General features: G+C 65.1%; 25 protein-coding genes. 8 read left to right on the top strand and 17 right to left on the bottom strand.

Annotated elements, in window-relative coordinates; all coding sequences use genetic code 11:
• Nucleotides 1-54: 54 nt before the first annotated feature.
• A complete protein-coding gene (locus LPB04_RS22265) occupies nucleotides 55-690 on the bottom strand; it encodes a hypothetical protein (RefSeq protein ID WP_193686606.1) in 636 nt (211 codons plus the stop codon).
• Between the two features lie 160 nt (nucleotides 691-850).
• On the opposite strand from LPB04_RS22265, the gene LPB04_RS22270 reads away from it, so the two are divergent.
• A complete protein-coding gene (locus LPB04_RS22270; protein WP_193686607.1) occupies nucleotides 851-2,149 on the top strand; it encodes an acetyl-CoA hydrolase/transferase family protein in 1,299 nt (432 codons plus the stop codon).
• Nucleotides 2,150-2,183: 34 nt separating this feature from the next.
• On the opposite strand, the gene LPB04_RS22275 is transcribed toward LPB04_RS22270, so the two are convergent.
• Nucleotides 2,184-2,378 carry a DUF1059 domain-containing protein gene (locus LPB04_RS22275; protein WP_193686608.1) on the bottom strand — a complete coding sequence of 65 codons (195 nt, stop codon included), beginning with the start codon at nucleotides 2,376-2,378 and terminating at the stop codon, nucleotides 2,184-2,186.
• An 84-nt stretch (nucleotides 2,379-2,462) separates the two neighbouring features.
• Between LPB04_RS22275 and LPB04_RS22280 the strand changes: the two genes are divergently transcribed.
• On the top strand, nucleotides 2,463-2,990 hold the full coding sequence (locus LPB04_RS22280) for a DsbA family protein (RefSeq protein ID WP_193686609.1): 528 nt from the start codon (nucleotides 2,463-2,465) through the stop codon (nucleotides 2,988-2,990).
• Between the two features lie 175 nt (nucleotides 2,991-3,165).
• Here the strand turns inward: LPB04_RS22280 and LPB04_RS22285 are convergent, their stop codons facing one another.
• The 7 genes from LPB04_RS22285 to LPB04_RS22315 all read right to left on the bottom strand — a co-directional run bounded on the left by LPB04_RS22285 (nucleotide 3,166) and on the right by LPB04_RS22315 (nucleotide 9,407).
• Nucleotides 3,166-5,334: a sodium-translocating pyrophosphatase gene (locus LPB04_RS22285; protein WP_193686610.1), complete on the bottom strand. Its 2,169-nt coding sequence runs from the start codon at nucleotides 5,332-5,334 to the stop codon at nucleotides 3,166-3,168.
• Nucleotides 5,335-5,512: 178 nt separating this feature from the next.
• Nucleotides 5,513-6,169: an adenylate kinase gene (gene adk / locus LPB04_RS22290; protein ID WP_193686611.1), complete on the bottom strand. Its 657-nt coding sequence runs from the start codon at nucleotides 6,167-6,169 to the stop codon at nucleotides 5,513-5,515.
• A gap of 192 nt (nucleotides 6,170-6,361) precedes the next feature.
• Nucleotides 6,362-7,114 carry a 3-deoxy-manno-octulosonate cytidylyltransferase gene (gene kdsB, locus LPB04_RS22295; protein ID WP_193686612.1) on the bottom strand — a complete coding sequence of 251 codons (753 nt, stop codon included), beginning with the start codon at nucleotides 7,112-7,114 and terminating at the stop codon, nucleotides 6,362-6,364.
• A 10-nt stretch (nucleotides 7,115-7,124) separates the two neighbouring features.
• Nucleotides 7,125-7,295, bottom strand: coding sequence for a Trm112 family protein (locus LPB04_RS22300; RefSeq protein WP_193686613.1), 171 nt, complete (start codon nucleotides 7,293-7,295; stop codon nucleotides 7,125-7,127).
• Nucleotides 7,276-8,310 carry a tetraacyldisaccharide 4'-kinase gene (gene lpxK / locus LPB04_RS22305; protein WP_193686614.1) on the bottom strand — a complete coding sequence of 345 codons (1,035 nt, stop codon included), beginning with the start codon at nucleotides 8,308-8,310 and terminating at the stop codon, nucleotides 7,276-7,278. Before lpxK ends, LPB04_RS22300 begins: the two co-directional genes overlap by 20 nt.
• Nucleotides 8,311-8,361: 51 nt before the next feature.
• Complete coding sequence (locus LPB04_RS22310) at nucleotides 8,362-8,802, bottom strand: ExbD/TolR family protein (protein WP_193689152.1); 441 nt, start codon at nucleotides 8,800-8,802, stop codon at nucleotides 8,362-8,364.
• On the bottom strand, nucleotides 8,802-9,407 hold the full coding sequence (locus LPB04_RS22315; protein ID WP_193686615.1) for a MotA/TolQ/ExbB proton channel family protein: 606 nt from the start codon (nucleotides 9,405-9,407) through the stop codon (nucleotides 8,802-8,804). Before LPB04_RS22315 ends, LPB04_RS22310 begins: the two co-directional genes overlap by 1 nt.
• 1,217 nt (nucleotides 9,408-10,624) lie before the next feature.
• Here LPB04_RS22315 and xseA point away from each other — a divergent pair.
• The 5 genes from xseA to LPB04_RS22340 all read left to right on the top strand — a co-directional run bounded on the left by xseA (nucleotide 10,625) and on the right by LPB04_RS22340 (nucleotide 15,774).
• Nucleotides 10,625-11,986 (top strand): exodeoxyribonuclease VII large subunit, encoded by a 1,362-nt coding sequence (gene xseA / locus LPB04_RS22320; protein ID WP_193686616.1) that lies wholly within the window; start codon nucleotides 10,625-10,627, stop codon nucleotides 11,984-11,986.
• A 121-nt stretch (nucleotides 11,987-12,107) separates the two neighbouring features.
• Nucleotides 12,108-12,686: a superoxide dismutase gene (locus LPB04_RS22325; protein WP_193686617.1), complete on the top strand. Its 579-nt coding sequence runs from the start codon at nucleotides 12,108-12,110 to the stop codon at nucleotides 12,684-12,686.
• 286 nt (nucleotides 12,687-12,972) lie between these two features.
• On the top strand, nucleotides 12,973-13,437 hold the full coding sequence (locus LPB04_RS22330) for a Rid family detoxifying hydrolase (RefSeq protein WP_193686618.1): 465 nt from the start codon (nucleotides 12,973-12,975) through the stop codon (nucleotides 13,435-13,437).
• Nucleotides 13,438-13,463: 26 nt separating this feature from the next.
• Nucleotides 13,464-14,924, top strand: coding sequence for an aminotransferase class V-fold PLP-dependent enzyme (locus LPB04_RS22335; protein ID WP_193686619.1), 1,461 nt, complete (start codon nucleotides 13,464-13,466; stop codon nucleotides 14,922-14,924).
• A gap of 163 nt (nucleotides 14,925-15,087) precedes the next feature.
• Nucleotides 15,088-15,774: a response regulator transcription factor gene (locus LPB04_RS22340; protein ID WP_193686620.1), complete on the top strand. Its 687-nt coding sequence runs from the start codon at nucleotides 15,088-15,090 to the stop codon at nucleotides 15,772-15,774.
• Between the two features lie 137 nt (nucleotides 15,775-15,911).
• Here the strand turns inward: LPB04_RS22340 and blaOXA are convergent, their stop codons facing one another.
• From blaOXA to LPB04_RS22355, 3 genes are read right to left on the bottom strand one after another with little or no spacing between them, the layout of a single operon-like run.
• Entirely contained in the window at nucleotides 15,912-16,691 is a 780-nt protein-coding gene (gene blaOXA / locus LPB04_RS22345) for a class D beta-lactamase (protein ID WP_193686621.1), read from the bottom strand.
• A gap of 9 nt (nucleotides 16,692-16,700) precedes the next feature.
• On the bottom strand, nucleotides 16,701-17,396 hold the full coding sequence (locus LPB04_RS22350) for a hypothetical protein (protein ID WP_227496539.1): 696 nt from the start codon (nucleotides 17,394-17,396) through the stop codon (nucleotides 16,701-16,703).
• A gap of 2 nt (nucleotides 17,397-17,398) precedes the next feature.
• Entirely contained in the window at nucleotides 17,399-18,244 is an 846-nt protein-coding gene (locus tag LPB04_RS22355) for a MipA/OmpV family protein (protein WP_193686622.1), read from the bottom strand.
• A gap of 413 nt (nucleotides 18,245-18,657) precedes the next feature.
• Here LPB04_RS22355 and LPB04_RS22360 point away from each other — a divergent pair, with 413 nt between their 5' ends.
• Nucleotides 18,658-19,962 carry an ATP-binding protein gene (locus LPB04_RS22360; RefSeq protein ID WP_193686623.1) on the top strand — a complete coding sequence of 435 codons (1,305 nt, stop codon included), beginning with the start codon at nucleotides 18,658-18,660 and terminating at the stop codon, nucleotides 19,960-19,962.
• A 131-nt stretch (nucleotides 19,963-20,093) separates the two neighbouring features.
• Here the strand turns inward: LPB04_RS22360 and LPB04_RS22365 are convergent, their stop codons facing one another.
• From LPB04_RS22365 to LPB04_RS22385, 5 genes are all read right to left on the bottom strand, one after another.
• On the bottom strand, nucleotides 20,094-20,408 hold the full coding sequence (locus LPB04_RS22365) for a hypothetical protein (RefSeq protein ID WP_193686624.1): 315 nt from the start codon (nucleotides 20,406-20,408) through the stop codon (nucleotides 20,094-20,096).
• Nucleotides 20,405-21,070 carry a thiol:disulfide interchange protein DsbA/DsbL gene (locus LPB04_RS22370; protein WP_193686625.1) on the bottom strand — a complete coding sequence of 222 codons (666 nt, stop codon included), beginning with the start codon at nucleotides 21,068-21,070 and terminating at the stop codon, nucleotides 20,405-20,407. Before LPB04_RS22370 ends, LPB04_RS22365 begins: the two co-directional genes overlap by 4 nt.
• A gap of 115 nt (nucleotides 21,071-21,185) precedes the next feature.
• The gene (locus LPB04_RS22375) at nucleotides 21,186-22,058 is read right to left on the bottom strand and encodes a cobalamin-binding protein (protein ID WP_193686626.1); all 873 of its coding nucleotides are present in this window, start codon (nucleotides 22,056-22,058) and stop codon (nucleotides 21,186-21,188) included.
• Entirely contained in the window at nucleotides 22,055-22,858 is an 804-nt protein-coding gene (locus LPB04_RS22380; RefSeq protein ID WP_193686627.1) for an ABC transporter ATP-binding protein, read from the bottom strand. The genes LPB04_RS22375 and LPB04_RS22380 overlap by 4 nt, the downstream gene beginning before the upstream one ends.
• Nucleotides 22,855-23,904 (bottom strand): FecCD family ABC transporter permease, encoded by a 1,050-nt coding sequence (locus LPB04_RS22385; RefSeq protein WP_193686628.1) that lies wholly within the window; start codon nucleotides 23,902-23,904, stop codon nucleotides 22,855-22,857. The genes LPB04_RS22380 and LPB04_RS22385 overlap by 4 nt, the downstream gene beginning before the upstream one ends.
• Nucleotides 23,905-23,913 lie beyond the last annotated feature (9 nt).

Raw genomic sequence — 23,913 nt, forward strand, 5'->3', positions numbered from 1 at the left:
TTGAGGGAAAAAACCACGTTCGCGTTAAAAGCCTGCGCCGCGCTGCCGTCCTGCTCAGAAGCATTGCATCGTGTCGCCGCTGCGGGTGCACAGGCGGCCCTGGCCGTTCACGGCAGCGTTGCCGACACCGGTGTTGTAGGTGGCGCCGCCGGTATCACGGCAGATGCCGCCGGTGCAGCTGTTGATCTGGGCAGGACCTGGCACCACCGCCACTGGTTGCACAGGCGGCGGCGCGGCCAGCGGCTGGAAGGGACCGGGCGCGGCCGGCGGTACGATGTCGACCCGTTGCGCGGGCGACAGGCGCGCGCTGCGCTTGACGCCCTTCTTCTGCTCCTTGCGGGTATCGGTTTTCGCCGGGTCTTTTGCTTGCGGGGCGGGCCGGGCCGACGGATCGACCTCGGTCGCGTGGCCGGGCGGCAGAGCGCCGGCCTTTTCTTCCTGCGCCTGCGGGGTTTGCTCGGGCTGGGCGCCCGGCTCGGATTTCAGCGGCTGCGGGTGCAGGACCGGGCCGTAGCTGGGACCGGGCGGGGCCGGCGTCACCTGTGCGGCACGGGGTGGCGGGGTGCGCGGCTGTCCTGCAGCGGATTGCCCAGTCGTCTGCCCGGCCGCCGTGCCTGCCGCGAGTATGGCGAGAATGACGAGCGCAATCCGGGCGGCGCGTAGCGGCTTCGAATGTTTCGCGTGCTTCATGTTCGCCTCCATGGGATCGATGGGAGAATTATCTGCCGCCATGACGCCGCATGGCGCGCGCGTGCTGCCCTGGCGGGCTGTCATGTCCGCGTCAGTTTCGCAGGTTACGCTGGAGATTGATCCGCCCAGCGAGGCGACGACATCAAACATGGAGACGGCAATGGAGACGGTACAGGAACTCTACCAAGCCAGACGCGGCAGCGCCCTGGATGCCCTGGCGCACCTGCGCGACGACGACATGATCATCGTGCCGACCGGCGTCGGCGAACCGCCCACACTGCTGACAGCGCTGTCGGATCAGCGCACCCGCTGGCGCGGCGTGCGGGTGGCGCAGATCCTGGCGATGCGCAAATACGGCTATTTTGACCAGGACACGGCCCAGCACGTGCGCCACGCCGCCCTGTTCTTCGGCGGCGCCTCGCGCGCCAGCGGCCAGGGCGGCTGGTGCGATTTCATCCCCAACTATTTTTCGGAAATCCCGACCCTGATCGAACGCGAGCTGATGCCGGCCGACGTCGTCTTCGCCATGGCCTCCAGCATGAACGCCCAGGGCTATTTTGCGCTGAGCCTGGGTGCCGACTACACGATGGCGGCCGTCGCCAAGGCGCGCGTCGTCGTGCTCGAGGTAAATCCCAACGTGCCCTTCGCGCACGGACACTGCCACGTCCACATTTCCCAGGTCACGAGCCTGGTCGAAAGCAGCGACCCCATCCTGGAGGTCGGCCTGCCCGCGATCGGGCCGGTGCAGGAAGCAATCGGCAAGTACGTGGCCGACATGATCGAGGACGGCTCGACCCTGCAGATCGGCTACGGCGGGATTCCGGACGCCGTCGTGATGCAACTGACCCACAAGCACGATCTCGGCGTGCACACCGAGATGATCGGCGACGGCATCCTGAAGCTGGTCGAATGCGGCGCGGTGACCAACCGGAAGAAGACACTGCTGCCGGGGAAGATGGTCGCTACCTTCGCCCTCGGCTCGCGCCGCCTGTACGAGTTCATGCACCACAATCCGATGCTGGAGATGCATCCCTCGAATTTCACCAACGATCCGTATATCGCCGGGCAGAACGACAAGCTCATCTCGATCAATGCCAGCCTGCAGGTCGACCTGCTCGGCCAGTGCGGCAGCGAAAGCATCGCCCACCTGCCCTATTCCGGCACCGGCGGGCAGGTCGACTTCGTGCGCGCGGCGAACCGTTCGCGCGGCGGCAAATCCTTCATCGTGCTGCCCGCCACCGCGAAGGACGGCACCATCTCGCGCATCGTGCCGATGCTGACGCCGGGCACCCATGCGACCACCAGCAAGAACGACGTCAACTATGTCGTCACCGAATTCGGTGTGGCCCAGCTGCGCGGCAAGTCGGCCAAGCAGCGGGCGCAGGCGCTGATTGCGATCGCACACCCGGATTTTCGTGGCTGGCTGCGCGAGGAGGCGAACCGGATGTGCGTGTTCTGAGGCGCCCCCTCCTGCGGCGCGGCCTGCCCGCGCATCACGCCGGCGGGCGGCCCTCGTGCATGGTTGCGCGCAGTTGGTCGCGGAAGGCCGGCGTGTCCTGGTGCCCATGCACGCTGACCGCATGCTGGACCGCGACCTCCATCAACTCCTGCTCGCTGTCGGCAGCGATGGTGACAGAACAGTTCTTTTCGCTCGGAAACTCGCGGCAATCGATGTATTTGCGTGCCATGATGACCTCCTCAGCGGGGTGTCCGCTCCTTCAGTGTAAGCGCGGCCGGCCCCGATTCAAGCAAACTCGACTATTGGAGCAACGATGAGCGACAGCATCAGGATCGAAGAACATGACCATGTGCGCGGCGGGCCCGAGGCCCGGGTTACCCTGGTCGAATACGGCGACTTCCAGTGCCCCTACTGCGCCCGCGCCCATACGGCGCTGACCGAACTGATGCAAGAGCACGGCGAGCACGTGCGCCTGGTCTACCGCCACCTGCCCCTGGTCGACCTGCACCCCTTCGCCGCGCCGGCGGCCGAAGCGGCCGAGGCGGCCGGCGCCCAGGGCAAATTCTGGGAGATGCACGACGCCCTGTTCGAAAACCAGGACATGCTCGATGAGGATGCCCTGCCCGCGCTGGCTTCGAACCTGGCCATCGATGCCCAGCGCTTCGCGCGCGAACTGGACGACGGCAAGCACCGTGCCCGGGTCGAGGCCGACGCCGAACAGGCCCAGTCGCTCGGCGCGCGCGGGACGCCGACCTTCTTCATCAACGGCGAGCGCTATCACGGGGATTCGGATCACGCGTCGCTGGCGTCGGCGCTGAAGAAGGCGCTGGACGAGGCTTGAACGGCAACGGCGGGAGCGGGCTATCGCAACAGTAACGCAGGGTGGGCTCACGAGCCCACGCGGTCGCTGCATCCGGACAGTGTTGCAAATAATCCTGGATATCCGTCCAAAGATACAGCGCTGTTGTTCAAGCGGTGATGCCGCGTGGGCACAAGTGCCCACGCTACGAGCCACCTCAGTGCTGCGCGCGGGGCTCCTGCGCCACCGTGGTTGGTGTTGCCTTGCTCGCCGGCTGGACGCCACTCCGTTCGACCGGCTTGGCCGACCACTTCAGTTGCGCGATCTCCGGCGCGGAGACGGCGACCCAGCCCGCGGCCGGCAATAGCGGCACCATCAGCAGCGCGACGATGTTGATGATCTTGATGAGGGGATTGACGGCCGGGCCGGCGGTGTCCTTGTACGGGTCGCCGACGGTGTCGCCCGTCACCGCCGCCTTGTGCGTGTCCGAGCCCTTGCCGCCGTAATTGCCGTCCTCGATGTATTTCTTGGCATTGTCCCAGGCGCCGCCGCCGGTCGTCATCGAAATGGCGACGAACAGGCCGGTGATGATGGTGCCCATCAGCAGGCCGCCGAGCGCGGCGGGTCCCAGCAGCATGCCGACCGCGACCGGCACCACCACCGGCAGCAACGAGGGAATGATCATCTCGCGGATCGCGGAAGCGGTCAGCATGTCGACTGCCTTGTGGTATTCGGGTTTGCCGGTGCCGGCCATGATGCCCGGGATGTCGCGGAACTGGCGCCGCACCTCGACCACGACCGCGCCCGCAGCCCGCCCCACTGCTTCCATCGCCATCGCCCCGAACAGGTAGGGAATCAGGCCGCCGATGAACAGGCCGACGATCACCATCGGATTCGACAGTTCGAAGGCCATCGACATCCCGGCCGTGTCGAGCGCGTGGCTGTAGTCGGCAAACAGGACCAATGCCGCGAGACCGGCCGAGCCGATCGCATAGCCCTTGGTCACGGCCTTGGTCGTGTTGCCGACGGCGTCGAGCGGGTCGGTAATCGCGCGCACGGACTCCGGCATGCCGCTCATTTCGGCGATGCCGCCGGCGTTGTCGGTGATCGGGCCGTAGGCGTCGAGGGCGACGATGATGCCGGCCATCGACAGCATCGAGGTCGCCGCGATCGCGATCCCGTACAGCTGGCCCAGCTGGTAGGCCACCAGGATCGCGACGCAGACCACCAGCACCGGGTAGGCGGTCGACTTCATCGACACGCCGAGGCCGGCGATGATGTTGGTGCCGTGGCCGGTGGTGGAGGCTTCCGCGATGTGGCGTACCGGCTTGAAATCGGTGCCGGTGTAGTACTCGGTGATGTAGACCATCAGGCCGGTCAGCACGATGCCGACGATGGCGCAGCCCAGCATGCTGGCGCGCATGGCCGGGTCTTCCCAGACCATCCAGGTGACGACGATGAAGCCGAGCAGCGACAGCCCGGCGGCCCACCACAGGCCGGTGTAGAGGGCCGACATGATCTTGTGTCCTGGACGGGCGCGCACCATCGAGCAGCCGACGATGGAACCGAGGATGGACACCGCGCCCAGCAGCAGCGGGTAGATGACGGCGGCGCCGTTCTCGCCGCCGACCAGCAGCGCGCCGAGCAGCATGGTCGCGATCAGGGTGACGACATAGGTTTCGAACAGGTCGGCCGCCATGCCGGCGCAGTCGCCGACGTTGTCGCCCACGTTGTCGGCAATCACCGCCGGGTTGCGCGGGTCGTCTTCCGGAATGCCGGCTTCGACCTTGCCGACCAGGTCGGCGCCGACGTCGGCGCCCTTGGTGAAGATGCCGCCGCCCAGGCGCGCGAAGATCGAGATCAGCGAAGCGCCGAAGGCCAGGCCGATCAGCGGCGCGATGATGTCATGGCGGGTGCGGCCGCTGCCTTCGCCCATGCTGGTGAGGAACCAGTAGAACAGCGTGACGCCCAGCAAGCCCAGCCCGACGACCAGCATGCCGGTGATGGCGCCGCCCTTGAAGGCGACGGCGAGCGCTTCCTTCATGCCGGTTGCGGCGGCCTGCGCGGTGCGCACGTTGGCGCGCACGGAGACGTTCATGCCGATGAAGCCGCAGGCGCCGGAGAGCACGGCGCCCGAGAAGAAGCCGAGCGCGGTCCAGGGACCGAGCAGCGCGTAGATGGCGACCAGCAAGACCAGCCCGACGATGCCGATGGTGCGGTACTGGCGCCCGAGGTAGGCCGAGGCGCCCTCCTGGATGGCCTGGGCGATGAGGCCCATGCGTTCGTTGCCGGCGTCCTGCCGGAGGATCCAGGTACGGGCCCAGAGCCCGTAGACAACCGCGATGACGCCGCATGCCACGGCAAACGCGAGATAGTTTGCAGCCATATCGTCCCCTTTGGTTTTCGATCAAGTCACAACCACACATTGAAGAATGCCCAGCCTTCCGGCGAAGCAGTCTGACTCACTGCGTACTGCACAACTTTGATAAAAAATTATGGTGCGACGGATGGCGGCGGGGTCACCCGGGGCAAAAAAAAACGGACGTTGCCGTCCGCTTCGTGTCTTACTCGGAAAGTGCGGCGAAGGCCGCGTCCCGTACTTGTTCGACTGGTCCCACACCCGCGATCTTGCGGTACTTCGGGGCGCCCGGCAGGCCCGACTGGGCCCAGTTGTTGTAATAGCCGAGCAGCACTTCGGTCTGGTTATGGTAGACCGCGAGGCGCTTCTTGACGGTTTCTTCCTTGTCGTCGTCGCGCTGGACCAGCGGCTCGCCGGTGACGTCGTCGAGGTCGTCCACTTTCGGCGGGTTGAACTTGGTGTGGTACACGCGGCCAGAGGCCGGGTGCGAGCGGCGACCGCTCATGCGTTCGACGATCAGTTCGTCCGGCACGTCGATTTCCAGCACGTAGTCGACGTTGATGCCGTTGTCCTTCATGGCGTCGGCCTGGGCGATCGTGCGCGGGAAGCCGTCGAACAGGTAGCCGTTGGCGCAATCGGCTTCCTGCAGGCGGTCCTTGACCAGCCCGATCATGATGTCGTCCGAGACCAGTCCGCCTGCGTCCATCACCTTTTTCGCCGCCAGGCCCAGCTCGGTACCAGCCTTGATCGCCGCGCGCAGCATGTCGCCGGTGGAGATCTGCGGGATATTGTATTTTTCCTTGATGAAGTTAGCCTGGGTACCCTTACCGGCGCCAGGGGCTCCTAACAGAATGAGACGCATGAAAAATTCCTAAAACGGATGTTGAAATGTTGAAAGCTGTTATCGTGTTGGCAATGAATCGCGATTGATGCATATCTGACTACCTTGGTACGAAACTTACCACAAAAGTAAGCCCCAGCGCCAATCCCGGCGGTTGAGACCGCGGTTTTATTGAGGTAGCGCAGTTAGCCCGAGAATCAATTTCCACACCGATCAAGACGCATACTGCAGGCGTACCCGTGCCAGGTCTTCCGGCGTGTCGACGCCGGCTGGCGGGGCGCTGTCGGTGACGTGGACCGCGATCGGATAACCGTGCCAGAGCACGCGCAATTGTTCGAGCGCCTCGATCTGTTCCAGGGGCGCCGGTTCCAGCCCCGGATAGGCCTGCAGGAAAGCGTTGCTGTAGGCATACAGGCCGATGTGGCGTAGCGGTGCATAGCCGGCCGGCAAAACGTCGCGGGTGGCGGCAAAAGCGTCGCGGTGCCAGGGAATGGTGGCGCGCGAGAAATACAGGGCCCTGCCCGCCTTGTCGAGCACGACCTTGACGACGTTCGGATTGAAAACCTCGGCCACGTCGCTCAATGGATGGGCGCAGGTTGCCATTGGCACCCCGGCACTGATGCGGCCGGCGCAGGCTGCCAGCAGCGCAGGGTCGATCAGGGGCTCGTCGCCCTGCAGGTTGACGACGACTTCATCATCGGCCAGTCCCAGCGCCAGCGCCACTTCGGCGATGCGGTCGGTGCCGGACGGGTGGTCGCTGCGGGTCATGCGCGCCTCGACGCCGTGCGCCGCGCAGGCGGCCAGGATGTCGGCGTGGTCGGTGGCGACGACGATGCGGGACGCCCCGGACGCGCGGGCGCGCTCGGCGACGCGCACGACCATCGGTTTGCCGCCGAGGTCGGCCAGCGGCTTATTCGGCAGGCGGGTCGAAGCGAGGCGGGCAGGAATAATAACGGTAAAGTTCATCTTCAACGCGTCATACCGGCTCGATCTTGCGCGCCTGGTCGGCCCACATGATCGGGATGCCGTCGCGGATCGGATATGCCAGGCGGTCCGGGCGGCAAGTCAGTTCCTGGGCCTTCTTATCGTATTCGAGCGGTCCCTTGCACAACGGGCAGACCAGGATATCAAACAGGCGAGCGTCCACGACATTTCTCCACAATGAGTTCGGCCAGGGCGGCGTCGATGCGCGCCGTGACCGGGACCACCCACAGCCGTGGATCGTCCTTCAGGTTTTCAAGTTGCCCACATTTTACTGCATCCTTCTCGGTGATCAGGATGACATCGGCGTCGACGCCGGCAAATGGGTTCTCGCGGAAATCGTAGTGGTCGGGCAAGGGCAGCTCGGCAAAGTCGAGCCCGGCGCCGCGCAGCAGGCTGAAGAAGCGGCCCGGGTTGCCGATTCCGGCGGCGGCCAGCAGGCGCTGTCCGGCAAACGAGGCCAGCGGACGGCTCTGGCGTGGGTCGGCCAGGCGCTCGGCGCTATCGCCCACCAGCTGCATCCGGAATGGCGTGCCGCCGACGCTGGCCGCCAGTCGCGGGCTGATCTCGGGTGCGTTCACGACGGTGACGTCGCGCCGGCGCGAAGGCGCTTCGCGCAAGGGCCCGGCCGGCAGCAGCCAGCCGTTGCCGGCGCCGCGGCCGTCGAACAGCAGCACCTCGACGTCGCGCGCCAGGGCGTAATGCTGCAGGCCGTCGTCGGTGAGGACGAGGTCGACCTCGGGATGCGCCGCCAGCAGCGCCCTGCCCGCTTCGACCCGCTTCCTGCCGACAAACACGGGCACCCCGGCGCGGCGCGCGATCAGCACCGGCTCGTCGCCGACGTCAAGCGTGCTCGAATCCGGCGTCACCGCGCGCGGCGCCTCGCCGTCGGCGCCGTGGCCGCGCGAAATCACGCCGGGACGAAAACCAGCCTCGCGCAGGGCCTGCGCCAGCCAGATCGTCAGCGGCGTCTTGCCGGTGCCGCCGATAAAGATATTACCGACGACGACGACCGGCACCGGCAGCCGTCCCGCCTTCAGGATGCCTGCGCGGTAGAGGCTGGCACGCAGGCTTGAAACCGCGCGAAACAGCTGCGAGAGCGGCCACAGCGCGCAGGCGAGCGGGCCGCGGCGCAGCCAGGCGCGCGTCAGGGTCGATTCGAGGGAATTGTTTTTCGGCATAGGGAATGGACGCAGCACCAGGCCGGCACTGCGCCCGCCTGATGCCGAGGATTATTTCTTGCCGCCGGTCTGGGCGGCGAAGGTCAGCTTGTCGTAGCCGGCCATGCGCGCCGCTTCCAGCACGTTGATCACCATCTGGTGCATCGCGAACTGGTCGGCGTTGACGATGATGACCGGATCCTTCACCGGCTGGCCGTTCGGGCCCGAGCGCGCGGCTGCCCGTAAATCGTCGGCGAGGCCGGCGACGCCGTGGAAGGACACCGGCGTGCCGTTCACCGTGTAATTGCCCTTGGCATCGACCGTGACATTGATCTCGAAGGGTTTCTCGGCGACCTTGTCGGCGTCGGCGGTCGGCAGCGTGATCTGCAGCTCGGTGAATTTACTGTAGGTGGTCGAGACCATCAGGAAGATGAGCACGACCAGCAGCACGTCGATGAAGGGGATCAGGTTGATCTCCGGATCCTCGCGCTTGCGGCCGCGGCGGAAATCCATCATTTGCGCGCCCCGTGGACGACATCGACGAATTTCACGGCCTGCAGTTCCATGTCGATGATGAAGCTGTCGACCAGGGCGCGGAAATGGCGGTAGGCGACCAGGGCCGGCATGGCGATGGCCAGGCCGAAGCCGGTGTTGTACAGCGCCACCGAAATACCGTGGGCGAGCTGGGCCGGATTGGCGCCGCTGGCGTTCTGCGAGCCGAAGATCTCGATCATGCCGACCACCGTGCCGAACAGGCCCATCAGCGGGGCGAGCGAGGCAATGGTGCCGAGGGTGGTGAGGAAGCGTTCCAGCACGTGGGCGACGCCGCGGCCGGCTTCCTCGATCGATTCCTTCATCACGTCGCGCGGGGCGTCGACATTGCGCAGCGCGGCCGCCAGCACGGTGCCGAGCGGCGAATTCTGCTCGAGCGTGTTGATGATGTCGGGGGTCGCCTTCTTGTTGCGATAGACCTGGATGACTTCGCCGAGCAATTGCTTCGGCAAGATTTTTTCACGACGCAGGTAAATCAGGCGTTCGATGATCAAGGCCAGGGCGACGATCGATGCAATCAGCAATGGCCAGATGGGCCAGCCTGCGGCTTGAAGAATGGCGAACAAGTGAACTCCTGGGGTGAAAGGATGGATGAAGAAATTGATGAGAAGCGAATGCGGCAATGTAGCAAGTTGCCAGCGATGCGGCAAGTGCAGTTCTGCACAAGTTCTGTGGATAAAATTGTGCGCAAGGCTTTGTTCCAGATCAAAGAACCTTGATTCTTAAGGGAATTTTTCCTCTGCGCAATTATGTGGCAGCGGGGAAACTCCGCTGTTTCACCCGCCGTGTCCAGCCAACATGGACACACCCCGTGGTGCTACTTGTAAACATTTTCTGTGGATAAAATTGTGCGCAATAGGCATCCGCACGCGTTAAGTCATTGATTCAAATCAATATTGTTCTGCCGATGAAAAATGCAGCACGTTAACTTTGTTGATGAGGCTTGCGATTCGCCCGCGATGTTTCCCACATTTTTTGTGGACAAAATTGTGAGCAATGGCCTCCGCTTTCGCCCAAGTCTTTGATTTGAAAGCGCAAAGAGTTGCTGGCGCTAAATTGAGCACCCAGACTTATGCACACCGGCTGGGCTGTATAGCAGACTTTGACGGGCACATCTTGTCGGCCGCCTCGTCTTTGCACACTTTCTGTGGAAAAGAATGTGCGCAAGCCCGCTTGTGCTGCCTTAAGTGCTTGATTCGATTCAGATTAAGATGGGTGCATATTTTTGTGGCAGCCCCGGCGCTGTAATGCCTGCGGGGCCCTTCTCAGGTTCTGCACACTTTCTGTGGACAAAATTGTGAGGAAGCGTCTTGAGTTAGCACAAGCTCCTTGATTCTAAAGAGAAAAATCATGGTGCACAAAAACATCGCACGCACGCGCGGCGACCAGGGAAATGCTGCAAGGCAGGTCTGGCCGGCTCGTTGGAGGCGTCCATCGGCCTCGCGCACAGGCGCATTCGACCTCCTGTGCACATAAACTGTGGAAAACAATGTGCGCAAGCTCAGCATCCAACACCTAAGCGTTTGATTCAAAACAGGAAAGCCCTGCCTGCCCGCTTTTACGGCAGGGCCGCGGTCTTATGCATGACTTCCCCACATTTTTTGTGGATAACATTGTGTCCAAGTACATCGCGCAATCCATAAGCTTTTGATTTAAAACAATTTAATGCTCTATGCCAGCAAAAAAGGCGGTGCACAACTCTCTGCAATTCCCTACAAAAAGCCCTTGTCGTCCTGCAGCGCTTATGCCATAAGCTTTCCGCTCCACTCTCCGTCACCATGCCATGCTGAACAATCCAGATTCCGACACCACCTACGCCGCCCCGCCCGTCCTCACCGTCAGCGCCCTGAATGCGCAGGTGGCGCGCCTGCTCGAGCGTTCCTTTCCCCTGACCTGGATCGGCGGCGAAATCTCGAACTTCACGCGTGCCAGTTCCGGCCACTGGTATTTCACGCTGAAGGACGACGCGGCCCAGGTGCGCGCGGTGATGTTCCGCGGCCGCGCCCAGTACGCCGGCTTCGTGCCGCGCGAAGGCGACAAGGTCGAGGTGCGCGCCCTGGTCACCCTGTACGGCGCGCGCGGCGACTACCAGATCAATGTCGAGGCGATCCGCCGCGCCGGCGTGGGCCAGTTGTATGAAGCCTTCCTGCGCCTGAAGGAAAAGCTCAGCAGCCAGGGCCTGTTCGACCAGGACCGCAAGCGCGCCCTGCCCTTGTTTACGCGCAGCATCGGTATCGTCACCAGCCCGCAGGCAGCGGCCCTGCGCGACATCCTGACCGCCCTGAAACGCCGGGCGCCGCATGTGAACATCGTGCTCTACCCGGCGCCGGTGCAAGGCCAGGGCGCGGCCGGCAAAATTGCCGAGGCGATCATGACTGCATCGGAGCGGGCGGAAGTCGACGTGCTGCTGGTCTGCCGCGGCGGCGGCTCGATCGAGGACCTGTGGAGTTTCAACGAGGAAGTCGTGGCGCGCGCGATCGCGTCCTGCAGCATGCCCGTCATTGCCGGCGTCGGCCACGAGACCGACGTCACCATTGCCGACTTCGCCGCCGACATGCGCGCGGCCACCCCGACCGCCGCCGCGGAACTGGCGGCCACGCCGCGCGACGACTGGATGGGCTCGCTGGCGGCCGACGCCACCGACCTGCGCCGCGCGATGCGGCGCCAGCTGTCGGAAGCGAACCAGGGCCTCGACAACCTCAGCCGCCGCCTGCTCAGCCCGACCGCCCAGATTGCCCACCAGCGCCTGAAACTGCGCGCCATGGCGTCCAGCCTGACCCACGTGGTACGCGCGCCGCTGAACCGCGGCGGCGTGCTGCTGGCGCAGCTCCAGCAGCGCTGGGCCCGCCACCGTCCGGATGTGCGCTCGCTGCGTGCCCAGCTCATTTCCGAGGGCCGCCATCTGAACGCAAGCCTGTGCAGCGCGGTCAAACAGCGGCGCGACGCCCTCGAGGCCCTGTCCGCCCAGCTGGAACTGCTCAATCCGCAGCGCACGCTCGAGCGCGGCTATGCGATCGTCAGCAATGCCGAGGGCCAGGCACTGCGCTCGCCCGGCCAGATCAAGGCGCGCCAGGTGCTGACCGTGCGCCTGGCCGAAGGCAGCGCGGAAGTGAAGGTGTCGAGCGTGCAAAACCGGCTGGAATGAAGGTCGGACTGACTGCGGGCTTGTCCTTTCTGCAGCAAACATGCAGCGTCGGCCCATCCGGTTTAAAATATGCGCCGTTTCCGAAGAATTAATTCGTTTCCAACCAATCAAGGAATAAGACATGGAACATACTCTGCCACCGCTGCCGTACGCGAAAGACGCTCTCCAGCCGCACATCTCCGCCGAGACGCTGGAATACCACTACGGCAAGCACCACGCCACCTATGTGACGAACCTGAACAACCTGATCAAGGGCACCGAGTTCGAAAACATGTCGCTGGAAGAAATCGTCAAGAAGTCCTCGGGCGGCATCTTCAACAATTCGGCCCAGGTCTGGAACCACACCTTCTTCTGGAACTGCATGGCGCCGAACGCCGGCGGCGCGCCAACCGGCAAGGTCGCTGACGCAATCAACGCCAAGTGGGGTTCGTTCGACAAGTTCAAGGAAGAGTTCTCGAAGTCGGCCATCGGCAACTTCGGTTCGGGCTGGACCTGGCTGGTGCAAAAGGCCGACGGCGGCGTCGACATCGTCAACACCTCGAACGCCCACACCCCGCTGGCATCGGACGACAAGGCCCTGCTGACCTGCGACGTCTGGGAGCACGCCTACTACATCGACTACCGCAACGCCCGCGCCAAGTTCGTGGAAGCGTTCTGGAACCTGGTCAACTGGGAATTCGTCAACAAGAACCTGGCGTAATACCCTGCTCTTTCCGGCACGCGCCGGAACGACGCACTCCAGCGGCCCGCTTCAAGCGGGCCGTTTCTTTTTATATCCATTCCCCTCTCCAGCGCTGTGTCATGCGCCCTGCATGCTGTTGCCATACGGCGCTGCAAACCGACAACGCTTTCTGCCAGTCAAAGTTGACCCAAAGCAAGCCGTGACGCCAATGCGCCATTCCGGTGCGTATTCGCGCGTTTAATGGGTCCCGGAACATTTCCTGACATTCAGCAAACGTTTCCGAAACAACTGACGAGGAGAACGCGTGAACATCAACAAACTGATCGCTGCCGCATGGGTCGTGGCCGGCGCCTGCCTGACCAGCGGCTGCGCCACGCCCGACGGCGGCGGCAAGGTCGTGCTGTCGACCGACAAGATCTATCCCGCCATCGGGCCGTACTCGCAAATGATCGGGCACGGCAAGCTGATCTATTTCTCGGGCGTGATCGCCCTGAACCAGGCGGGCACCGCGATCGAGGGCACGACGATCGAGGAGCAGACGCACAAGGTGCTCGGCTACATCGGCGCCGAGCTGGCCTCGCAGGGGCTGGGCTTCGAGGACGTGTTGACCAGCACGGTCTACATGCAGGACCTGAACGAATTCGCCGCCATGAACCGCGTGTATGGCGAGTATTTCAAGAAAGATCCGCCGGCCCGCGCGACGCTCCAGGTAGCGCGGCTGCCGCGCGACGCAAAAATCGAAATCGCCATCATCGCGGCGCGCCGCTGACCGAACCACGACAACAGGAGACCAGGATGCGCAATCCCACGGAAGGACAGAGTCAATCGGCTGCGGCCGACATCGTTACGGCGCCACAGCACTGGAGCCAAAATCGGCGCGATTTCCTGCGCATCCTCAGCTCGGGCGCACTGGCGGCCACGCTGGGGCCCCTCGCCGGCTGCAGCAGCAGCCATGCCGCGAGCCGCGCCGAGGAACTGCGCGCGCTGCTGCTGGCCGACGAACGCTTCTGGGCCGACGTCAACGCGATGTTCCCCCTGAATCCGGCCAAGCGCTTCATGAACATCGGCACCGCCGGCGCGATGCCGAAGATCGCGCTCGACCTGTTCGACAGCGAAAACCGGGCCAAGGCCTTCGATTCCCTGAGCGGCTATACCAACCTGCTGACCGAACGGACCGAGGTCGCACCGGGCTTCGGCATCGATCCCGACGAGCTGGCCTTCTCGGCAAATACCTCCTCCGGCATGTGCCACGCGATTCTGGGCATCGGGTGGAACCCGGGCGACGTCGTCGTCACCACCAACCACGAGCACCCGGGCGGCAATGTCCCGCTGGCAATCGCCGAGGCGCGCTACGGCATCCAGATCGAGCGCGTTGCGCTCCCGGTCGGCAACAACCAGACCGCGCAGACCTATGTCACGCTGTTCGACGACCGCATCCGTGCATTGCGCACCCAGGGCAAGCGCGTGCGCGCGATGATGTTCTCGGCGCCGACCTACAAGACGGGTACCATGCTGCCGATCGCGGACCTGATGGAAGTGGCCAAGCGCCACGAGCTGATCAGCATCGTCGACGGCGCCCACCTGCCGGGCATGATGGCCTACCACTACGCCGACCTGGGCATGGACTTCATGTCCGGCGCCGGCCACAAATGGCAGTGCGGACCCGGCTCGACCGGCATCCTGGTGGTACGCAACAAGATCCGGGCCTCGAATCCGCTGCCGCTGCCGAACTGGTACCCGATCCACACCAGCAGCTGGGCGCCGCAGGCGCGCACCACGAACGGCACGGCCACCTACGACATCGGCTCGGTCATCACCTCCTGCGGCAGCCTGCACACCCCGATGTTCCACTCGCTGGTGTCCGCCTGCAAGTTGTGGGACCAGGTCGGCCGCAAGAAGATCGAGACCTACGACCTGACCCTGTCGGCCTACCTGAAGGAGCGCATCTGCGAAGTGTGGGGCACCGACCGCCTGTATTCGCCGAAGGACGATCCGAAGCTGGTCTCGGCGCTGACCTCGTTCAATCCGTTCGTCAAGGCGGGCGACGTCGTCAACAGCGCCAAGTCGAACGAATTCGTCGCGCGCATGCTGAGCGACTACAGCCCGGGCTTCGTGATCCGCAACGTCAACGTGCCGGTGGTCGGCGCGCCGAGCGACCATTACGTGGTGCGGATTTCGACCCACCTGTGGAGCAGCGTGGACGATATCGACAAGCTGGTGGCCGCCATGTTCGACCTCAGTAAAAAGATGGGCTAAGTTTTCTCATTCTCCCAAAGAGCCGCCGCGTGCGGCTTTTTTTGCGTCCGGCCAAATCTTCCTGCTTCTATTTGTCCCGAAAATGTATTCAACTGTCGCCAGAGTGTCCCTGTCTGTGCTTCCGAGCGATTGCTTCTATACAATATCGGAGGAGGAGAACAGCATGTACCGAGTATTACTGGTGGAAGACGATGCGCGCCTGGCCGAGCTCGTTACTGAATATTTGTCCGGCTATGAATTCGCGGTCGAGCAGGTGGCGCGCGGCGACGAGGCGCTGGCACGCTTCCAGGCCTTCGCGCCCGATGTGGTCGTGCTCGACCTGATGCTGCCGGGACTGGACGGCATGGTCGTGTGCCGCCAGATCCGCGAGATCTCCGAGGTGCCGATCCTGATCCTCACCGCGCGCGAAGATTCCTACGACGAAGTGTCGGGCCTGGAGCAAGGCGCGGACGATTTCGTGAACAAGCCGGTGCAGCCGCGCGTGCTGCTGGCGCGCCTGCGCGCCCTGCTGCGCCGCACCCAGCCGAAGGCGGCGCCAGAGAGCGGCGAACTGCTGTTCGGGGCCTTGCGCATCGTCGGCGCCGACCGCACCGTGTACTGGCGCGACGAACTGTGTGTGCTCAGCAATACCGAATACAAGCTGCTGCTGGTACTGGCCGAGGCCGCCGGGCGCGTACTCTCGCGCGACGAACTGCTCAAAAAGATGCGCGGCATCGAGTTCGACGGGCTGGACCGCAGCATCGACAACTGCATCTCCAAGCTGCGCCGCAAGTTCGACGACGCCAAATCGGAAAAGATCAAGACGGTATGGGGCGAAGGATATCTATTCTCCCCTTCGGCCTGGGGCTAAGAGGAACGGGCCTGGTAGGGCGGGCTCTCCGAGCCCACCCTACGGTACGCGGCTATTACGGCTTGATTGACTGGCACGGGGCCACCGGCCCCTGCGGATCGCCAGACACAAGTTGCCCGGCGTGTTCATGCGATTGCCTACAGCAGGCCCAGCGCCTGCAGGCTGGCCTTGCCCAGCGGTACGCGCCTGGCGCCGGTCGCATCGTCCGGGATGTCGAGATTGAGCGCGAAGGTATAGAGCTTGCCGTCCTTTTTGACCCAGCCCACCCACCAGCCGATTTCCTTGCCGTCGGGCGGCACGCCCCAGCCGGTCTTCGCGTACAGCTCGGCACTGCCCTCCTGGCGCAGGATCTCGCGCACCGCGGCCATCGCCGCTTTCGGCACCGGCAACTTGTCCTGCACCAGCTTGTCGAGGAAGACGGTCTGCTCGACAGCGCTGATTTTCAAGGGTCCCTCGAGCCAGAAGGTATCGACCACGGTGCCTGGGTCCATGTTGCCGTAGTCGAATTGGCGCAGGCTCGATCGCATGCGCTCGAGGCCGATTCGGCGCGCCAGGCCCTGGTAGACCGGCACGTTCGAGATGCGGATTGCATCGCGCAGCGACATGTCGTGCGCCCATTCGGGACGGCGCGTAGGCCCGCCGCCGTAGGGCAGCACCTGGTCGACGTTCGCCACCACGCCGGTCGCCAGGCCAATCAAACTGTTCGGGATCTTGTAGGTCGAGGCCGGGATATAGCGCGTTTCGGCGCGCCGGCGGTCGTGCACCGTGTAGCTGTCCTGGGCGAGGTCGTGCACGATGAAGGTGCCGGATACGTTTTCCTGCCTGAACAGCCGGGCCAGTTCGGGACTTTCCTTCCATTCGGCAGCCTGGCCGATCAGGCAGGCGGGCAGGAGGACCAGGGCAAGAAGGCGACGCATAGTGAATCCTTATTCGAAGAGCGGCACGATCGCCAGCGGTGGATAGGCCGTCACCACCTGCACCCGCTCGTTGCCGGCGAAGCGGTACAGCACGGTCGGGAAACTGTCGTCGGCATCGCCCGGAAACGCGACCGCCGGGGCGATCGGCAGGCTCGCATCGGAGCCGTCCGGACGGTGCACGCGCACGCCGGCCTCGGCCGCCCGCTTGGCGAACACGAAGCGCACGCCTCCGCACTGGCGCGTGCGCAACGAACCGTCGCCGTAGCGGGCAAAACCGAGCGCCTGTTCGCAGGCGGCGCGCAGCTCGCCATCCTCGTAGACGCCGTCGGACTGGGGCGCGATCGAGACCCGCGGACGCACCGCGAAGCTGCCGATCTTGCGGCTCAGCAGCAGGGCAACGTTTTCGTCGTAGGCGCCCTTGAGCAGGGGGAAAGGCGTGCGGCCAAGCGGATCGAGCGGCAGGTTGACCTGGTTGGTCTTGCCGGCCAGCGTCAGCTGCAAGCCATCGATCGAGGCGCTGCGGTCCTGGGGCGCGACCTGTAGGTGGCTTTGCAGGAAGTTCTTCGGCCCGCCATATTTCTCGAACACCACCATGGCGCGGTAGGCGTCGCGGTAGCTGACCCAGTCGCCGGCGCAGGCGGGCGCTGCCGACAGCGCGACCAGCGACAGGGTACAACAGGCAGTGAGATGGCGGGCCAGGGGCATCGTCAGAAGCGGTAGGCGATGGCGGTGGAAACCGTCAGGTTGGTGGGCCGCTCGACGAGCGGGCTCAGGCGGGCACTGCCCAGCAGGCGGGTGGCCTGCAGGCTGGAAGTCAGCATCCAGGACGGCGACCAGGCCCAGTTCCAGCGCGCACCCAGGCGCGCATCCTTGAGGCCGCCGGCCGCATCGAACATGGGCAGGCCGCTGGCATACGAATCGTCCTCGCTCACGCCGAAGAACGCCATGTTGTAGCGCCGGTTGGCAAAGCTCACGCCGGCGTCGAGGGCGATCCGGTGGTGGGGGCCGAGTGCCAGCGCCAGCCGCTGCACGCCGAGTTCGAGCTTCATGCCGTCGCGCGCGTTGTCGGCGCCGTACAGCAGGCTGCTCGTCAGGCGCCAGGCGGGCGTCAGGTAATAGTTCAGGAAGCCCCCGCCCTGCATGCGGCCGTGGATGACGGGCATGCCGGACAGCCGGTTGTCGCTGGAGGCGGCCAGCGGCATGGCGACCAGGCTGAAGCGAGCGTTGCCGATGCCGCCGAGCTGCGCGCCCTCGCCTCCCGCATCGCGCCGCGGCTGCCATTCCAGCAAAGGGCCGAATTCAAGCTGCGGACTACGCGCCAGGTGGACGCCGGCACGCATGCCGGACACGAACAAGCCGTTGCTCAGCTGGACCTGCAGCACCGGCAGCGCCTTGCGTTCGGTCTCGTGTGAACCCTGGTAGCGCGCGCCCGATATCACGCCCAGCCCGACATACATGTCGCGGCTGCCGTCGGGCATCGGGTTGGTCGCCGGCGTCTGCGCACAGGCTGTGCTCGTGACAGCGGCAAGCGCCAGGGCGAAAAACTTGGTCATGGTCGGGAGATCGGAAGCTCAGGTGCCGGTATTTTACGTTGAGGCAAGCCCAGCTCCCAAGTATCGTGTTTTGCCTGTGTGCAAAATCGTTACAAGCGGCCGCGCCGGTGGACCGGAGCGGCGGCGATCGGCGCGGCGCGGCGCGGCGCCGGCGTCACCCTGTCGGCCACGCGCCGGACCGGCGGCGGCCTGAATAAAAAAGCCCACCGACACTCGCATGTCGAGTGGGCAAACGGAAAACCTGATACGAAACATCTTAACGGGTAAAAACTTTCCGAAGTCTCATGAACTGTCGATCAATTGTCGCGAATTTGTAAGCTGGCAAGGTCATGTGTGCTCCGTTACAATGCCGATGGGAGAAAACCAATGTTTCTGAAACGAGAAGGCAACCGGCAAACAGCGGGAGTGCCCGGGTGAACCGGATCTTTTTCCGTTTCTTCATGCTGGTCATGCTGTCGATCACGGCGGCGACCTTCGTCATCTATTTCGCCATGAGCCGGCTGTTCGGCGACCCGCTGGAAGACATCGCGCGGCGCCAGTCCTCGGCCCAGATTTTCCTGATCGAACAATATGTCGACGCCGCGCCCGCCGACGAATGGCTGGCGCGCCTGAACCGGGTACGCGAGGTGTCCGGCACCCGCTTCGACCTGATCCCCCTGCCGAAGGCGCGCTCCTTCCTCCCTGCCGTCGATCTCGGCGCCCTCGACCGCGGCGAGGTCGTGCTCGATGTCGAGGGCAAGTCCTTCTACCGCCGCGTCGACCTCAAGGGCGAGCGCTATATCGGCAGCGAAGACGATGTCATCCACGTGCAGGACTTGCCGATCGACGTCAGCCTGGCCTTGCAGATGGAAGCCGTGCGCTATGTGATCGTGGCCCTGGCCCTGCTGGTGCCGATCGCCCTGTGGTCGCGCTCGCACTGGCAGGGCCTGCAGTCGCTGTCGCGCGTGGCCGACGAATTCGGCGCCGGCAAGCTGTCGGCGCGGGCGCACATGCAAGCCTCGGCCAGTATCTATCCGCTGGCCGAACGGATCGACCACATGGCCGACCGCATCGAGGCGCTGCTGGTGTCGCAAAAAAACCTGCTGCACTCGGTCTCGCACGAACTGCGCACGCCAATCGCACGCCTCGAATTCGCGCTCGAACTGCTGGACGCGAAGGCGCTCGACCCCGCCCTCAAGAAACGCATCGCCGCGATGGAGGGCGACGTGCTGGAACTGAACAGCCTGGTCAACGAATTGCTGGGCATGGCGCGGCTCGACAGCGAGCAGGCGCTCTACCTCGACACCGTGGACGTGGCCGCGCTGTTACGGTCGGCGAAGGCGGCGCTGCCGCCCGGGCAGCCTGTTGTCGGCGTCGACGCCACTCCGGATGCGGGCACGGTCGAGGCCGATGCGCGGCTGCTCGGGCGGGCGCTGTCGAACCTGCTCAGGAATGCGCAGAAATATGCGGCCTCGACGATCCGGATGACGGCGCGGCGCGAAGCCGGGCGCGTGGTGCTTGCGGTGGAGGATGACGGGCCCGGGATTCCGGTCGAGGAGCGCGAGCGGATCTTCGAGCCGTTTTATCGGCTCGATCGCAGCAGGGACCGGGCGACCGGGGGATTCGGGCTGGGGTTGTCGATTGCGCGCAAGGCGGTAGTGCGGCATGGGGGGAGCTTGACGGTGGAAGCGTCGGAGCTGGGGGGAGCAAGGTTTGTGGTGGTGTTGCCGCAGGGTTGATGCGTTTCGATGTGCCGGCGTTTGAACGCGTGGGCTCGGGAGTCCACCCTACGTTACGCGACGGCTAACGATACGTAGGGTGGGCTCCCGAGCCCACGCGGTACAGCGCCCGCATATCGAAACGCAAGTAACTATTTGCTCTCCGGTTTCACGTGCGTAAAGCCGTACCACAGGTGCTCCCACCAGTGCGCGCGCGAGCGGACGGTGTAGAGGCAGGCCTTGTCGACGCCGCTCTTGAAGACCGGGTCCTGGCACTTGTTCGTCATCAGGGCGTAGCGCTGGTTCTCCGCATTGACGAGGGCAATGCAGAGCCAGATGACGAGGCCGAACAGGATGACGGCCAGCGACCAGGCCACGTGGTTCACGTGGCTGATCTCGAACAAGTCCTCTTCGCGAGGGCGGGCGCCCTCGTACATTTCCAGGACTTTGCGTTCACCGTCGCTCATTTCGTGGCAGCTGCTTTCGCGACCAGCGCATCGAGGACCTGGAAGCTTGCCTGCAGCATCTGGTTGCGGTCATTGATCTTGAGCTTCTCGGCCACCTGGCCCGGCGAGGTCTGGTACTTGCCGTCGACGATCAGGGTCGGGGTGCCGCTGACCTGGTAGCTGGTGGCGGTCTGTCCCAGGCGGCGCAGCTTGGTCATGACGCCGAAGGAATTCCAGGTTTCCATGAACTTGGCCTTGTCGACGCCGTTCTTGGTCACCCAGTCGATGATCTGGTCGTCCTTCATCAGGCGGATACGCTGGACGTGGACCGCGTTCAGGATCTTCGGATGCAATTCGGCTTCCTTGCCCATCGCTTCGAGCGTCAGGAACAGGTGCGCTTCCGGATCGGCCACGCCCTGGAACGGCAGGTGGATGCGGCGGAAGTTGACCTTGTCGGCGTTCTTCTTCGCCCAGTCGACCATGCTCGCTTCCAGCGCGTAGCAGGCCGGGCAGTGGTAGGCGAAGAACTCGATGACTTCGACCTTCTTGCCGACAGCCTGGACCGGCTGCGGCGACGACAGCGTCGTGTATTCGACCCCGTTCTGCGGATTGGTGGGCGAAGCGAAAGCGGTGCTGGCGACCAGGCTGGCGGCAACGAGGGCGAAACGCAGGGAACGGCGCATAGTGAAGATCCTTCTTGTTTGGAATTGAAGAAAACGACGCGAGATTACCACTTTTTAGCCCCCGCCTAGAAGGAGCGCGCCGTTTTTTGCATTTGCTTACCGCTGTAACGCGCGCTTACCTGCGTGCGCGCGCCTCTTCCAGGCGCGTGCAGAGCACCGCCGCGCCATCGACCACCCGCGGTCCGGGCCGCGTGATCATTTCCTCGTCCAGCGTGAACAGGTTGTTGCGGCGCACGGCCGTCATGCCGCGGTAGGGCTGCCAGATCGACAGCCCGCGGTCCTGCGGCGTGTAGAGTTTGCCGCCGACGATGGCTTCCGGGTCCGCCTGCACGACCGCCTCGAGGCTGACCTGGGGGGCGATCGTTTTCAGGTCCCCGAAAATATTCCGGCCGCCGCAGAGGCGGATCGCGTCGCTGGCGATCTGCTCGCCGTTGAGCGTGAACAGGGGGTTGTCCCAGGCCTGGTAGAACACGGTGACTGGCGGGCGGCTCGCATAGCGCGTGCGCAGGCCGTTCACTTTGGCGCGGAACTGGGCGGCGGCGGCGGCGGCCGTCGGTTCGGTGCCGAGCAGGCGGCCGAAGCGCAGCAGGCTGCTCTCGACCGTCTCGAAACTGTGCGGCTCGCTGTAAAAGACCGGAATGCCGAGGCTCGCCAACTGGGCGATCTGGCGCGCCGTGTTCCCGCTCTGCCAGACGATGAGCAGGTCCGGTTTCAGCGCGATCACGCGCTCGAGGTCGATCTGGCTGTCCGAGCCGATCAGCGGAATCTTGCGCGCCTCGAGCGGGTAATCGCTGTAGTTCATGGCGCCGATGATGCGCGCCCCGCCGCCGGCCGCGAACAGCAGTTCGGTCACGTGCGGCGCCATCGAGATCACGCGCTGCGCCGGCCGCGCCAGCACGACCTGTTTGCCGCTGTCGTCGACCACGCTGAGCGCCGCCTGCGCGAGCGTGCTGCACAGCGCCAGCAGCGCAAACAGGATGGTTTTCATTGGGCTCTCCGTACGGGAATGGGGTTGCTCGCCGCCGGCGCGTCGGGCAGGAAGATGGTGCGTCCGCCATGTTCGATGACGGCGATCGGATGGCCGAGGCAGGCGCCGAGCAGGTCGGCGCGCATGACCTCGGCAACCGGTCCCGCGCGCCACTGGCCGTCGCCGTGCAGCAGCAGTGCGTGGGTCGCGCCGCTCCAGGCCTGGTTCAGGTCGTGGCCGACGCTGACCACCGCCCTGCCCTGCTCGCGGCACAGGCGCGCCAGCAGGTCGGTCATCGCCACCTGGTGGGCGAGGTCGAGCGCATTGGCCGGCTCGTCGAGCAGCAGCAGCGGCGTGTCCTGGGCCAGCAATGCGGCAATCGCGACGCGCTGGCGCTCGCCGCCGGAAAGCGTGCGCACGTCGCGCTGGGCCAGGTGCAGCACGTCGAGCGTGCGCAGGGCGTTTTCGGCGGCGGCGTGATCATCGCTGCCTTCCCAGTAGCGGTCGTCGTGATAGGGGTGGCGCGCCATCAGCACGGTTTCGATGACGCGGTAGGCAAAGGCGTCACCGCGCGACTGCGCCAGGTAGGCGCGCTCGCGCGCCAGCGCCGGCAGCGGCCACCCCGCGAGCGGCTTGCCGGCGAGAAGAATGCTGCCCCAGTCCGGCGCGCGCAGGCCGGCCAGCGTGCGCAGCAGCGTGCTCTTGCCGGCGCCGTTGGGGCCGATCACGCACCAGTTTTCGCCCGCGGCCACGCGCCAGTCCAGGCGCTTGACCAGCAGGCGCGCGTTCATGCGCAAGGTGAGGTCGGTCGTTTCGATCATCGCGCGCGCAGGTGAAGTTGGTGCAGCTGGAACAGGAACACGGGCACGCCGATCAGCGAGGTCAGCACGCCCACCGGCAGCTGCTGGGGCGCGAGCACGGTGCGCGCCAGCGTGTCTGCCAGTACGAGGAAGCCGCCGCCGGCCAGGGCGGCAGCGGGCAACAGGGTCCGGTGGTCGGGGCCGAAGGCATGGCGGCAGGCGTGCGGCACCACCAGGCCGACGAAACCGATGCTGCCGCCGGTCGTGACCGCGCAGGCCGTCAGCAGGCCCGAACAGGCGAAGAGAAAACGGCGCAGGCCGGCCACGTTCACGCCCAGGGTGACGGCGGCGTCGGCATGCAGGGCCATCACGTTCAGGGCACGCGCGCGGCGCATGGCCAGCAGCAAGGCAGCCAGCAGCACGACCCAGGGCAGCAGGCGCCAGGAGGTGCCCGCCAGGTCGCCGATCATCCAGAACACCATGCCGCGCAGGCGCGACTCGGGCGCCACCGACAGCATCAGGGTCACCAGCGCCATGCAGGCCGAGGCCAGCACGACGCCGGTCAGCAGCAGCACGCCAGGTTCACCCCCAAGCACGCCGCCGGACGCGCCGCCACGGCCGCCACCAAGGTCGCGCCGCGCCAGCAGATACAGCAGCAGCGAGATGAGCACCGCTCCGGCCAGCGCTCCGAAATCTACCAGCCACAGGGCCGCGCCGAACAACAAGGCGGCCAGCGCACCGACGGCGGCACCGGCCGACACGCCCAGCACGTAGGGGTCGGCCAGGGGATTCCTCACCAGCGCCTGCATCATGACCCCGGCCAGCGCCAGCGCGGCGCCGGTGACGAAGGCGCTGCTCGCGCGGCCCAGGCGCAGGTCGAGCAGGGTCGCGGCCATGCCGTCGGGAGTACCGGCAAGCAGGCTCGCGAGCGCATGCGGCAGTTCCGAAACGGGAACTGCCACCGAACCTGCCACCCCTGCCCCGACGAGCGCCAGCAGCGCGCACGCGGCCAGCAGGCCGAGCGTGGCGCACCGGCGTGTGGGAGAGGTGGCGGCCAGGGTCGTCATGACATCAGG

It is taken from the genome of Massilia litorea (genome assembly GCF_015101885.1).
Taxonomy (GTDB): domain Bacteria; phylum Pseudomonadota; class Gammaproteobacteria; order Burkholderiales; family Burkholderiaceae_D; genus Telluria; species Telluria litorea.